We start from the raw sequence: 12,465 nt of genomic DNA on the forward strand, positions 1-12,465 counted from the left end.
AGGTCAGCTTTACCACTTCCGCCCTGCGCGACCAATCGACGCGGTCTATCAAGGCATAGACCCTAGCGATTAGACGCCGCCGGCCCACGCGCCTAGGCTTGTGCTATCAGAAAGCCGCCGGTATTCAGCGCCCCGATGAACAGCAAGCCTCCGGTCTGCGCGGCCTCATCGCCCTTGTCCATGCCCGCCGCCAGCAACACCTACGACTACGTCCAGCTCAGCGACGCCAAACGCGACAGCACCCCGCTGGCCGAGGAAGTGGCCCTGGCCATTGTCTATAACGGCCTCAACCAGGCAGTGATGCTGGTCAGCCCTACCGATCTGGAAGACTTCGCCGTCGGTTTCAGCGTCGGCAGCGGCATTGTCGAAGGCACCGCAGAAATCTACGACCTCAAGCTCTCCGGCAGCGGCTCGGCACTGTACGCCGACCTGGAAATCTCCAGCCGGGCGTTCTGGAACCTGAAAAACCAGCGCCGCCAACTGGCCGGCACCAGTGGTTGCGGCCTGTGTGGGGTCGAGGCACTGGAGCAGGCACTGCCGGATCTGGCCGTGTTGCCGGGTGCGCCCCTGCCCCCGGCCCAGTGGCTGGTCGGCCTGCGCGAGCGCATCGACGCCTTCCAGCCACTGGGCCAGCATTGCGGTGCCGTGCATGCAGCATTGTTCATGGACCGCCAAGGCGAACTGCTGCTTGGCCGCGAAGACATCGGCCGGCACAACGCCCTCGACAAACTGATCGGCGCCCTGCTGCGACAACGCATCGACACCCAGGGTGGCCTGGCCATCGTCACCAGCCGCTGCAGCCTCGAGCTGATCCAGAAAGTACTGCGTGCCGGCATCCAGACCCTGGTCAGCCTGTCGGCGCCCACCGGCCTTGCCCTGCAATGGGCGCGCAAGCACAACCTCAACCTTATCCACTTGCCCAAGCACAGCGCACCGCGGGTCTACAGCCCAGCGGCGGAGTCGTAACAGTCGTGACCTCGTACCAACAACTTCCGGACGACACCCCAGCCTCCCCCCCTCGCTACAAGCCCTACCACGGCCCCGCCGGCGGTTGGGGCGCACTGCGTAGCGTGGCCAAGGCCTGGGTCGGCAGCGATAATGCGCTGAAGAACATTCGCGCCCTGCTCAAGACCAACCAGAACGGCGGTTTCGACTGCCCCGGCTGCGCCTGGGGGGACTCCCCGGAAAGCGGCATGGTCAAGTTCTGCGAGAACGGCGCCAAGGCGGTGAACTGGGAAGCTACCAAGCGCCGTGTCGATGCAGCCTTCTTCGCCCGTTACAGCGTCACCTCGCTGCTGCAGCAGAGCGACTACTGGCTGGAGTACCAAGGGCGCCTGACCGAACCGATGGTCTACGACGCACCCAGCGACCGTTACCTGCCGATCAGCTGGGATGCCGCCTTCGCCCTGATCGCCCGCGAACTGAACAAGCTGGCCAACCCTGACCAGGCCGAATTCTATACCTCGGGACGTGCCAGCAACGAAGCGGCGTACCTGTACCAACTGTTCGTGCGCGCCTACGGCACCAACAACTTCCCTGACTGCTCGAACATGTGCCATGAGGCCAGCGGCGTGGCGTTGGGGCAAAGCGTCGGGGTCGGCAAGGGTACAGTCACCTTCGACGACTTCGAGCACGCCGACGCCATTTTTGTCTGGGGCCAGAACCCCGGCACCAATCACCCGCGCATGCTCGACCCACTGCGTGATGCGGTAAAGCGTGGCGCCCAGGTGGTGTGCATCAACCCGCTCAAGGAGCGTGGTCTGGAGCGCTTCCAGCACCCCCAGAACCCACTGGAAATGCTGACCAACAGTGACCGCCCGACCAACACCGCCTTCTTCCGCCCGGCCCTGGGTGGCGACATGGCGATGCTGCGCGGCATGGCCAAGTTCGTCCTGCAATGGGAACGCGAAGCCCAGGCCAACGGCGAACCGGCCGTGTTCGACCACGCCTTTATCGCCGAACATGGCCATGGCGTCGATGAGTACCTGGCCGTGGTGGACGCCACGCCGTGGTCGCACATCCAGGCACAGTCCGGCCTGACCTTGGCCGATATCGAACTGGCCGCGCGCATGTACTGCCAGGGCAAGCGTGTGATCATGTGCTGGGCGATGGGCATCACCCAACACCGTCATTCGGTGCCGACCATTCAGGAAATCGTCAACCTGCAGATGCTGCGTGGCAACATCGGCGTGCCCGGCGCCGGCCTGTGCCCGGTGCGTGGCCACAGCAACGTGCAGGGTGACCGCACCATGGGCATCAACGAGCGCCCGCCAGAGGCGCTGCTGGATGCCATCGAAAAGCGCTTTGGCTTCCCTGTGCCGCGGCGCAATGGCCATAACACCGTCGAAGCCATTCATGCGATGCTCGATGGCCGGGCCAAGGTTTTCATCGGCTTGGGCGGCAACTTCGCCCAAGCCACACCCGACACCGAGCGTACCGCCCAGGCGCTGCGCAACTGCGAGCTGACCGTGCACATCAGCACCAAGCTCAACCGTAGCCACCTGGTCCATGGCAAGCAGGCACTGATCCTGCCATGCCTGGGCCGCACCGACATCGACCTGCAGGCCGACGGGCCGCAGGCAGTCACGGTGGAAGACTCGTTCAGCATGGTCCACGCCTCCAACGGCCAGCTCAAGCCGCTGTCGACGCAAATGCGCTCGGAGCCTGCGGTGATCGCCGGCATCGCTGCCGCCACGCTGGGCAAACAACCGGTGGACTGGCACTGGCTGGTGGCCGACTACGACCGCATCCGCGACCTGATCGGCGACACCATTCCCGGTTTCAGCGGCTTTAACCAGCGCCTGCGTAATCCGGGCGGCTTCTATCTGGGCAACAGCGCGGCCAGCCGCGAATGGGCGACCAGCACCGGCCGCGCCAACTTCAAGGCCAACCTGCTGCCCGACACGCTGCTTGACGAACGCGTACGCGCCAGCGGCCAGTTGCCAGACCTGATCATGCAATCGATGCGCTCGCACGATCAGTACAACACCACTATCTACGGCCTGGACGACCGCTACCGCGGTGTGCGCGGGCAGCGCGAGGTGCTGTTCGCCAACGAAGCCGACATCATCCGCCTGGGCTTCAAGCCGGGGCAGAAGGTCGACATCGTTTCGCTGTGGGGGGATGAACATGTGCGCCGGGTGCAAGGCTTTACCCTGCTGGCCTTCGACATACCTGCCGGGCAGGCGGCGGCGTATTACCCGGAGGTGAACCCGCTGGTGCCGCTGGAGAGCATTGGCGTTGGTAGCCATACGCCAACATCGAAGTTTATTGCCATCAAGCTGGAGCGTGCGCGCGAGGACGGGCGCATCCTGTAAAAATGAAAAAAGCCCTGTTCCGTGGCGGCTCAGGGCTTTGTCATAAAGGACTCAGACAGCTTAAAAACGATAAAGTTTCATAGTAAATACAGCAAGTTAGAGAATTGTGTACAACTCGTGTTACTCGTCGGATTTCCGTTGCCAGCCACGCCTCTTAGCCTCAAATTCGCCTCGTCATCCCTATGAGGCTCTCTTGATGAAGAAGTACTCCTCGATTCTGTTGTTGTCTTTCAGCTTGCTCAGCGGCGTTGCCATGGCAGGCGGCACCACCGAGGCCGGCATTGGCGGCGCATTGGGTGGGGTACTGGGCTCTGTCGTGGGCAACTCCATCGGTGGCAGCACCGGCGGCGCCATTGGTGCCGGTCTGGGCGGTGCAGCAGGTGGCGCCCTGGGCGCAGACAAACGCCAGCGTGGTGAGGCCGCTATCGGCGGCGCGCTGGGCGCTGCAGGTGGTAACGTGGTCGGTCGCTCCGTGGGCGGCACCACGGGTAGCTACATTGGCGCGGCAGCCGGCGGTGGTGCCGGTGGTGCGCTGGGTAACTACCTGGGCAAAGAGGCCGACAAAGACGATTACCGCGATGGCCGCCGCTATCGTCGCGGCTACGACGACGACCGTCGTCACTGGGACCGTGGTCACCATTATGGCCACCGCAAGCACAAGCGCCACTGGCGCGACTAACGCCTGAGGGCCCTGCCCCCGGCAACAAAAGCCCCGCCCCTGCCAGCGGGGCTTTTTTATGCCTGCCGCTCCAGCACGAGGCCGGACAGGATCACCTGCAGCGCCTCTGGCAACGCCACAGGCCGGCCACTGGCGCGCTCGATGAACACCTGCACCACCGTGCCTGCCGCGCATGCGTCCGATTCGCCCGGACGGTACAGCGCCAGCCGGTACTCTACCGTGCTGCCCGCCAGACGCGTCACTCCCAACCCCACTTCCAACAAGTCCGGGAAGCCCGGTAGCGCGTAGAAATCCGCAGCTGAACTGACTACGAAGGCGGCCAGTTCACCGTGCCGCAGGTCCAGTTCAGCCTGCTCGACGAGAAACGCCTGGATCGCGGTTTCGAAAAAACCGTGCACCGTTGCACCGGCGATGTGGCCGTTCAGGTCGTTGTCCTGGGGGCGGGTAAGGATCGGGTGGAAGTGGGAGAAGGCAGTGCGCTGAGGGGCTTCGGTCATCTGGCTGGCTCTTGTCTTCGCAATGGATGCTGACAGTGAAACAGAAAAACCAGATTTTCGCTGCCTATGCGGGCCCCTTCGCGGGCAAGCCCTAACCCACAAAAAAGCCGCCCCTGGGGGCGGCTTTCTCGTTGCGGCTGAGCTCGGCTTACAGCTGCGGGCCAGCGGCCTTGATGGCGTCGGAAACTTCGAACTTCTTGAAGTTTTCGATGAACAGCTTGGCCAGACCTTTGGCAGCCTCGTCGTAGGCCGCTTTGTCAGCCCAGTTGGTGCGCGGGTTGAGCAGTTCGGTTTCAACGCCCGGAACGGCCTTCGGCACGTCCAGGTTGATGATGTCCAGGTGCTCGGTTTCGGCACCGACCAGTGCGCCGCTCTGGATTGCAGCGATCACGGCACGGGTGGTGGGGATGCTGAAGCGCTTGCCAACGCCGTAGCCACCACCGGTCCAGCCGGTGTTGACCAGGTAGACCTTGGAGTTGAAGCCGTTGATACGCTTGATCAGCAGCTCGGCGTACTCGCCAGCCGGACGCGGGAAGAACGGTGCGCCGAAGCAGGTGGAGAAGGTCGACTTGATGCCGCCGCCAGAACCCATTTCAGTGGAACCGACCAGCGCGGTGTAGCCGGACAGGAAGTGGTAGGCCGCCTGCTCGTTGTTCAGGATCGAAACCGGAGGCAGAACACCTGTCAGGTCGCAGGTGAGGAAGATCACTGCATTAGGCTCGCCGCCCAGGTTCGCTTCCGAACGCTTGGCAACGTGCTCCAGCGGGTAGGCCGCACGGCTGTTCTGAGTCAGGCTGACATCGGTGTAGTCGGCGTGCTTGTTGGCGTCGAGAACGACGTTTTCCAGTACTGCGCCGTGCTTGATGGCTTTCCAGATGACCGGCTCGTTCTTCTCGGACAGGTCGATGCACTTGGCGTAGCAGCCGCCTTCCATGTTGAAGACAACGCCTTCGCCCCAACCGTGCTCGTCGTCACCGATCAGGTAACGGCTTTCGTCAGCCGAAAGGGTAGTCTTGCCAGTGCCGGACAGGCCGAAGAACAAGGTCACATCGCCTTCTTCGCCGATGTTGGCCGCGCAGTGCATAGGCAGTACGTCGGCAGCCGGCAGCAGGAAGTTCTGCACCGAGAACATGGCTTTCTTCATTTCGCCGGCGTAGCGCATGCCAGCGATCAGCACTTTCTTCTGAGCGAAGTTGATGATCACGCAACCGTCGGAGTTGGTGCCGTCACGCTCAGGCTCGCACACGAAGTTGGCGACGTTGAGGATCTGCCACTGGTCGCGGCCAGCCGGGTTGAACTGCTCCGGGTTGATGAACAGGCAACGACCGAACAGGTTCTGCCAGGCAGTCTGGGTGGTCATCTTCACCGGCAGGTAGTGCTCGGCTGCGGCCCCTACGTGAACATAGGAAACGAAGTGATCCTGGGCGTTGTTGAACGCCTCGACGCGAGCCCACAGGGCATCGAACTTGTCGGCCGGGAACTTGCGGTTGATCGGGCCCCAGGAAATGGCGTCCTGGGTGGAAGGTTCTTCGACGATGAAACGGTCAGCCGGCGAACGGCCGGTACGGTGACCAGTCTCCACGACCAGTGCGCCAGTATCGGCTAGTACGCCTTCACCGCGTTGCAGCGCTTCTTTTACCAGCTCATCGACGCTCAGGTCGGTGTACACGGTGTTGTTGGCTTGCGTCATGAGATACCCCATCCGGCCCGAGGCCGAGTGCTCCAAACGTTTTGTAGTTGTCTTGAAAAAACTACTACAGCGAAAAAAGTGGCCGGATTATGCCAGAAACGCCCAAAAAAAGTAGGCCCCTCCTGTCAGAACTGCGCTTTTGCGCAATTCGACAGGAGATTATCCTGTGATTTAACGTTTCAGTGACGAGTTTCTGAGGCCACGTCAGTACCGCCACCCGCAAACAATTGCGCCACATCGCTGGCATCGAAGAAGTAGCGCTCGTTGCAGAACTGGCAATCGATCTCTACCGTCCCGCCACATTCGTCCACCAGCGCCTTGGCGTCGTGCTCGCCCAGACTGACCAGCGCATTGCCGGAGCGTTCCCGCGAACAGCTGCAATTGAAGCGCAGTGGCTGGATATCGAACAGGCGCACGGCGTCTTCGTGATACAGGCGGTGCAGCAGTGTTTCGTTGCCCTCTGTCCACTCTTCAGGCTTGAGTGTCTTGGCCAGGGCGACCACATGCTGCCAGCTGTCTTCGCGCTCTTCATCATCCGGCTGGCGATCACGTGGCAGTTGCTGCAGCAATAGCCCACGGGCCTTGCCGCCTTGGGCATTGAGCCAGAAACGGGTATTGAGCTGCTGCGACTGGACGAAGTAGTTGGTGAAACATTCAGACAGGTTGGCGCCATCGAGGTCGACGGTCCCCTGGTAGCGCTGGCCCTTGACCGGGTCGATGGTCAGGGTCAGGTGGCCGTCGGGCATCAGCTGCGACAGGGTGGCACCAGCCGGAATCTGGTCCGCTTCGTAGCGGGCCATGCCACGAATCTCGCGCTCACTGGAACATTCCACCATCAGCAGCGGAATCGGCCCGGCCGAACGCGCCTGCAGAATCAGCAGGCCATCGAACTTCATTGCACCCACCAGCAAGGCGGTGGCGGCCATCAACTCGCCGAGCAGCACCTGGACCGGCTGGGGGTACTCATGACGCGCCAACACCGCGGCGTAGCTGTCATCGAGAGACACCCACTCGCCGCGCACATCGCGCTCGTCGAAGATGAAACGTTGGGTGAAATCGGTATCAGGCAAATCGCTCATAGGTTTCGGCTATCTAAAAAATGATGACAAAATGGTTACAAGGGTTGTCGAAAACCGGCGAGAACCCGTGACAGAGCGCTTACAAGGCGCTCCGATTCCTGTTTGCAATAGAGGTATTTTATGGACAATCGACCACTGTTCCAAGCAAGGTGGTCCTGGGGGCCATTGGCAGCCTGTACGCTGCTTCCCATCGCTCTACTGTGTTTCTGGTTATGGCCTTTTGGCCAGATCCTGTGCCTGACTTTCGACGAGTGGCTGTTCCGCAGCCTGAACGCGCCGCTGGCCGATAGCACCACATGGCGCTACATCTGGACCATCGGCAGCCTACGCCCGTTCGACATCGTCGTCGGCCTGATCCTGCTGGCAGTGCTCATTCGTGGTGACTGGGTGTTCAAGGCTGCTCAGGTTCGCCAGGCATTCTTCGGCTTTCTGGTCACGCTACTCCTCTTAGTGGTGATTCGCGCGCTGTTTTCCAAGTGGGTGGATGCAGCCGGGTGGCAACACAAGAGTCCCTCGATGATCTTCGACGACGTCGTGCACCTGAGTGACTATTACCCGAACCTGGAGGCTGCCTGGGAACTCAAGGACCGCTCCAGCAAGAGTTTCCCGGGTGATCACGCCTCGGTGCTGCTGATCTGGGCGCTGTTCATGAGCGTGTTCAGCCGCGGCCTTGCGCAATACCTGATGGTCTGGGGCCTCGCAGCGCTGTTCATGCTGCCGCGCCTGGTGGCCGGTGCCCATTGGGGGCAGGACGACTACATCGGCGGCTTGCTGATGGCCGTACTGGCGCTGGGCTGGAGCTACTACACGCCGCTGGCGGCCAAAGGCAGCGAGGCGTTGATGCGCTGGACAGCGCCGTTGTTCAAGCTGCTGTCCACGTTACCGTTGGTCGGACGAATGGCGGTGTTGCGCTAGATTTTTTGGGGCTGCGCAGCAGCCCCATTCAATCGTAACTTCCATGCAGCTGGTGAATCTGCCGCCGCTGCTTCTTGGTCGGCCGGCCATCGGTGGTCACGCCCATGGCCCCGGCCTTACGCATTTCAGCCGCCTGTTCACGGCGACGCACACTTTCTTCGTTTTCCTCGTACAACGCCTGCGCCTCTGGGGCACCACGACGCACCACCGACAGCGCCTTCACCACCACCGTGCGCTCATCGAAGCCGGTACGCAGCACGAACTCGTCGCCCACCCGCGGTTCCTTGCCCGGCTTGCATCGCTCGCCCCGGCAATGCACCTTGCCACTCTCGATCGCCGCCTTGGCCAGCGCTCGCGTCTTGTAGAAGCGCGCCGCCCACAGCCATTTGTCCAGGCGAACCTTGTCGTCGTCTTCGGCTTTTTGTGCCATCCCGTTACCTCGGATTCTGTCTTTCATCGAACTGTACTACCTTCACATACGGATGCAAAAAGTCCCCGCCGTGCTTAAAGTTCACCACCTCATTCGCAGGGTGCGCTTCGTGAAGACATTTGACCATTTGACTGTGATCGGCCTGCGCGAGTGGGTCGCCCTGCCTGACCTCGGCGTGGCCGGGCTGCGCGCCAAGATCGACACCGGTGCCAGCACGTCGAGCCTGCATGCCACCGAAGTGGAACCCTTCGAGCGCGACGGCCAGCCCTGGGTTCGCTTCACTGCGCACCTGGGCTCGGTGGTGCAGTTGCGCCACCGCCGCTGCGAGGCACCGTTGGTGACGATGAAAACCATCAAGAGCTCCAACGGCCACGCCCAGACCCGCTACGTCATCCGCACGTCACTGGCGCTGGGTGATGGTGTGTGGGAGGTGGAGTTCACCCTGGCCTGCCGCAAGAACATGCGCTACCGCCTGTTGCTTGGCTCCAAGGCCCTGATACACGGCCAGCTGGTGGTGAACCCAGGCCTGAAATACGTACAAGATAAACCGGCCTTCCCGGCCACCCTTTCCCCTGTCACAGGTGCTGCATGAAGATCGCTGTGCTGTCGCGCAATCCGCGTCTGTATTCCACCCGCCGCCTGGTCGAAGCCGGTACCCAGCGTGGCCACGAAATGGTGGTGATCGATACCCTGCGGGCCTACATGAACATTGCCAGCCACAAGCCGCAGATCCACTACCGCGGCAAGCCGCTGGAAGGCTTCGATGCCGTGATCCCGCGCATAGGTGCTTCGGTTACGTTCTATGGCTGCGCGGTGCTGCGCCAATTCGAAATGATGGGCGTATACCCGCTCAACGAGTCGGTAGCCATTGCCCGTTCGCGCGACAAGCTGCGCTCGTTGCAGCTGTTGTCGCGGCGCGGCATAGGCCTGCCGATCACCGGTTTCGCCCACTCGCCGGACGATATCCCCGACCTGATCCAGATGGTCAACGGTGCCCCGCTGGTGATCAAGGTACTGGAAGGCACCCAGGGTATTGGCGTGGTGCTGTGCGAAACGCCCCAGGCGGCCGAGTCGGTGATCGAAGCGTTCATGGGCCTCAAGCAGAACATCATGGTGCAGGAGTACATCAAGGAGGCCGGTGGCGCAGATATCCGATGCTTCGTGGTAGGCGACAAAGTAATTGCCTCGATGAAGCGTCAGGCCAAACCGGGCGAGTTCCGCTCCAACCTGCACCGGGGTGGCGTCGCCAGCCTGATAAAAATCACCCCAGAAGAGCGCATCACCGCCATCCGGGCGGCCAAGGTGATGGGGTTGAGCGTGGCGGGTGTGGATATCCTGCGCTCCAACCACGGGCCTTTGGTGATGGAGGTAAACTCGTCGCCAGGGCTGGAGGGCATCGAGGTCACCACCGGCAAGAACGTCGCCGGGATGATCATCGAGCACCTGGAGAAGAATGGCGGGCCCAATCAGACCCGGACCAAGGGCAAAGGCTGATTCAAGCCTCTACCCGCCGCTTCGCGGCCAAGCCGCTGCCACAGGTACTGCGCAATCCCTGTAAGTGCGGCTTTAGCCGTGAAGAGGCCAGTGAGCCTCACACAGCATTACGCGGCAGCAGCAGCCCCAGCGGCAACCTGACCCGCGCCTCGATCCCGCCGCCAGACCGGTTACGCAACTCCACGTTCCCGCCATGTTGCGCAGCAATCCGCTTGACGATCGCCAGCCCCAGCCCGGTGCCCTTGCCGCCCCGTGCCCGGTCACCGCGAATGAACGGGTTGAAGATGGTTTCCAGCTCCGACTCGTCAATACCGGTGCCCCGGTCCAGCACACTGAGCACCACATACGGCGCACTCTCGTCACCTGACACATAGGCAGCCACCTCGACCCCCTTGCCAGCATGGTGCAGGGCGTTGCCGATCAGGTTGCCCAGCATGCGCTTGAGCGAAACCCGGCGCAGCGGGAACGGTGGAATCGGCTCCAGGCACAGGCGCACACGCTCTTCCGGCTGGTTGTACGGAGCCACCACCTCACGCACCAGGTCAGCAAGGTCGACCTCTTCCACCGGCTCGTCACGGCCATCGCGGATGAAGGCCAGGAACTGATCGAGAATCGCGTCCATGTCCTCGATATCGCGAACCATGTCATCGCTCAGCTCGTTGTCGCTGTTCAGCAAGGACAGCGACAGACGCAGGCGCGTCAGAGGCGTGCGCAAGTCGTGGGAAACCCCGGCCAGCATCAACTCACGCTCGCGCCCGGCCTGCTCGACATCCTCGGCCATCTGGTTGAACGCCTTGTACACCTCGGTCATCTCGCTGGGGGTATCGCTGATCGGCAGGCGCACACTGCGCCCCTGGCCAAGCTGGCGGGCGGCGAACACCAAGCGTTTGAGCGGCTGGTTGAGCTGACGTACAAAAATCCACGCCGAGGCGGTGGACAACAAGCCAATGGCCAGGAACCAGCCCAGCACGTTCCAGATCTTCTGCCCACGCAATGGGTGCGGGTACAGCGGCACTTTCAGCCAACCCGGCCCCAGGCTTGGCGCATTGACCCACAACGCGGGCGGTGCATGGATGCGCAGCCGCACTTCGGTGTCGTCACCCAGCTCGGCCTGCATCTGCCGTTGGTAGATCTCACTGTAGGGCCAATGCTGCTCGCCTTCGGGCACACCCGAGCCGGTCACCCGGATAAGACCTGCCGCCTCGGCGATCTTGTCGCGGTTTTCTTCGTCGGCGGCCCAATAGGCGCGCAAGGTCAGCGCCACACCATGGCTGTACTGACGGTCGACCAGCACGTCCTCGTTCATCAGCAGGTAGACCAGGGTCAGCGCCTTGGAGAACAGAACGACGATCAACACCAGCCACAGGGTGCGGGCGAAGAAACTTTGCGGAAACCAGAGCGGTGTTTTCATCGACGTCCAGGCATCATTTTCCGGCGTTTCCGTCCGGTACGAACACGTAGCCCACGCCCCAGACGGTCTGGATGTAACGCGGCTTGGACGGGTCCGGCTCGATCATGCGACGCAGGCGTGAGATCTGCACATCGATGGAGCGCTCCAGCGCATCCCATTCGCGGCCGCGCGCCAGGTTCATCAGCTTGTCGCGGGTCAACGGCTCGCGGGCGTGCATCACCAGAGCCTTGAGCACAGCGAACTCGCCGGTGGTGAGCATGTGCACTTCGTTGCCACGCTTGAGCTCGCGGGTGGCCAGCGACAGCTCATAGTCGCCGAAGGTGACCGACTCGTCCTCGCTGCCCGGCGCACCCGGCACGCTCGGCGCCTGACGACGCAACACCGCCTTGACCCGGGCCATCAGTTCGTCCGGGTTGAACGGCTTGCCCAGGTAGTCGTCGGCGCCCAGCTCCAGGCCCTTGATGCGGCTGAGCTCGTCGCCCTTGGCGGTCAGCATGATGATCGGGATCTGGTTGTTCTGCTGGCGCAGGCGCTTGCAGGCGGACAGGCCATCCTCGCCTGGCAGCATCAGGTCGAGCACCACCAGGTTGAACACCTCGCGCTGCAGCAGGCGATCCATCTGCTCGGTGTTGGGCACCGCACGGGCACGGTAGCCCTTGCTGGTGAAGAAACGTTCCAGCAGGCTGCTAAGCCCCGGATCGTCGTCGACGATGAGAATCTTGTCACCTTCAGCGGTGTTTGGCGTGCCGGTCATGAATAACTCCTCTGATATCGCCGCGCATTATGGCGTAGCCATTGCTGCACGTTGCGTGAGCATTGTTAGCAGATTTTTCCCCCGGCGCCAGTTCCGGCTGGCCGGGCGCCATCACCGCAAGCCGTTTGCGATGGGTATAATGCGCGGCTTTCATCCAGCGCCGCCGGGCAAAAAGCCCACAGGCGACCCCCGTATTCAC

At 62.4% G+C, this 12,465-nt stretch carries 12 protein-coding genes; 6 read left to right on the forward strand and 6 right to left on the reverse strand.

Annotated features, from left to right (window positions below; genetic code table 11):
- The first annotated feature begins 135 nt into the window (after positions 1 to 135).
- The 3 genes from fdhD to ACF8FB_RS22405 all read left to right on the forward strand — a co-directional run bounded on the left by fdhD (position 136) and on the right by ACF8FB_RS22405 (position 3,996).
- Entirely contained in the window at positions 136 to 966 is an 831-nt protein-coding gene (gene fdhD / locus ACF8FB_RS22395; RefSeq protein ID WP_010951628.1) for a formate dehydrogenase accessory sulfurtransferase FdhD, read from the forward strand.
- Positions 967 to 971: 5 nt separating this feature from the next.
- Positions 972 to 3,317, forward strand: a complete 2,346-nt coding sequence (locus tag ACF8FB_RS22400; protein WP_392512031.1) for an FdhF/YdeP family oxidoreductase — start codon at positions 972 to 974, stop codon at positions 3,315 to 3,317.
- Between the two features lie 196 nt (positions 3,318 to 3,513).
- Entirely contained in the window at positions 3,514 to 3,996 is a 483-nt protein-coding gene (locus ACF8FB_RS22405; protein WP_010951626.1) for a glycine zipper domain-containing protein, read from the forward strand.
- A 56-nt stretch (positions 3,997 to 4,052) separates the two neighbouring features.
- On the opposite strand, the gene ACF8FB_RS22410 is transcribed toward ACF8FB_RS22405, so the two are convergent.
- From ACF8FB_RS22410 to hslO, 3 genes are all read right to left on the reverse strand, one after another.
- Positions 4,053 to 4,493: a thioesterase family protein gene (locus ACF8FB_RS22410; protein WP_010951625.1), complete on the reverse strand. Its 441-nt coding sequence runs from the start codon at positions 4,491 to 4,493 to the stop codon at positions 4,053 to 4,055.
- Positions 4,494 to 4,641: 148 nt separating this feature from the next.
- The gene (locus ACF8FB_RS22415) at positions 4,642 to 6,183 is read right to left on the reverse strand and encodes a phosphoenolpyruvate carboxykinase (RefSeq protein ID WP_003255806.1); all 1,542 of its coding nucleotides are present in this window, start codon (positions 6,181 to 6,183) and stop codon (positions 4,642 to 4,644) included.
- Between the two features lie 179 nt (positions 6,184 to 6,362).
- On the reverse strand, positions 6,363 to 7,262 hold the full coding sequence (hslO, locus tag ACF8FB_RS22420; protein ID WP_010951624.1) for an Hsp33 family molecular chaperone HslO: 900 nt from the start codon (positions 7,260 to 7,262) through the stop codon (positions 6,363 to 6,365).
- Between the two features lie 120 nt (positions 7,263 to 7,382).
- On the opposite strand from hslO, the gene ACF8FB_RS22425 reads away from it, so the two are divergent.
- Positions 7,383 to 8,177 carry a phosphatase PAP2 family protein gene (locus tag ACF8FB_RS22425; RefSeq protein ID WP_392512033.1) on the forward strand — a complete coding sequence of 265 codons (795 nt, stop codon included), beginning with the start codon at positions 7,383 to 7,385 and terminating at the stop codon, positions 8,175 to 8,177.
- 28 nt (positions 8,178 to 8,205) lie between these two features.
- Here the strand turns inward: ACF8FB_RS22425 and ACF8FB_RS22430 are convergent, their stop codons facing one another.
- Entirely contained in the window at positions 8,206 to 8,607 is a 402-nt protein-coding gene (locus ACF8FB_RS22430; protein WP_392512035.1) for an RNA-binding S4 domain-containing protein, read from the reverse strand.
- 109 nt (positions 8,608 to 8,716) lie between these two features.
- On the opposite strand from ACF8FB_RS22430, the gene ACF8FB_RS22435 reads away from it, so the two are divergent.
- The gene (locus ACF8FB_RS22435; RefSeq protein ID WP_004576370.1) at positions 8,717 to 9,199 is read left to right on the forward strand and encodes an ATP-dependent zinc protease; all 483 of its coding nucleotides are present in this window, start codon (positions 8,717 to 8,719) and stop codon (positions 9,197 to 9,199) included.
- The gene (gene rimK, locus ACF8FB_RS22440) at positions 9,196 to 10,101 is read left to right on the forward strand and encodes a 30S ribosomal protein S6--L-glutamate ligase (protein WP_003255817.1); all 906 of its coding nucleotides are present in this window, start codon (positions 9,196 to 9,198) and stop codon (positions 10,099 to 10,101) included. Before ACF8FB_RS22435 ends, rimK begins: the two co-directional genes overlap by 4 nt.
- A 97-nt stretch (positions 10,102 to 10,198) precedes the next feature.
- Here rimK and ACF8FB_RS22445 read toward each other — a convergent pair whose 3' ends face one another.
- Positions 10,199 to 11,512, reverse strand: coding sequence for an ATP-binding protein (locus ACF8FB_RS22445; RefSeq protein ID WP_003255819.1), 1,314 nt, complete (start codon positions 11,510 to 11,512; stop codon positions 10,199 to 10,201).
- Between the two features lie 13 nt (positions 11,513 to 11,525).
- A complete protein-coding gene (gene ompR / locus ACF8FB_RS22450) occupies positions 11,526 to 12,266 on the reverse strand; it encodes a two-component system response regulator OmpR (RefSeq protein WP_003255821.1) in 741 nt (246 codons plus the stop codon).
- Positions 12,267 to 12,465: the final 199 nt, after the last annotated feature.

Origin of the sequence: Pseudomonas sp. yb_2 (genome assembly GCF_043103905.1) — a bacterium.
GTDB lineage: Bacteria > Pseudomonadota > Gammaproteobacteria > Pseudomonadales > Pseudomonadaceae > Aquipseudomonas > Aquipseudomonas alloputida.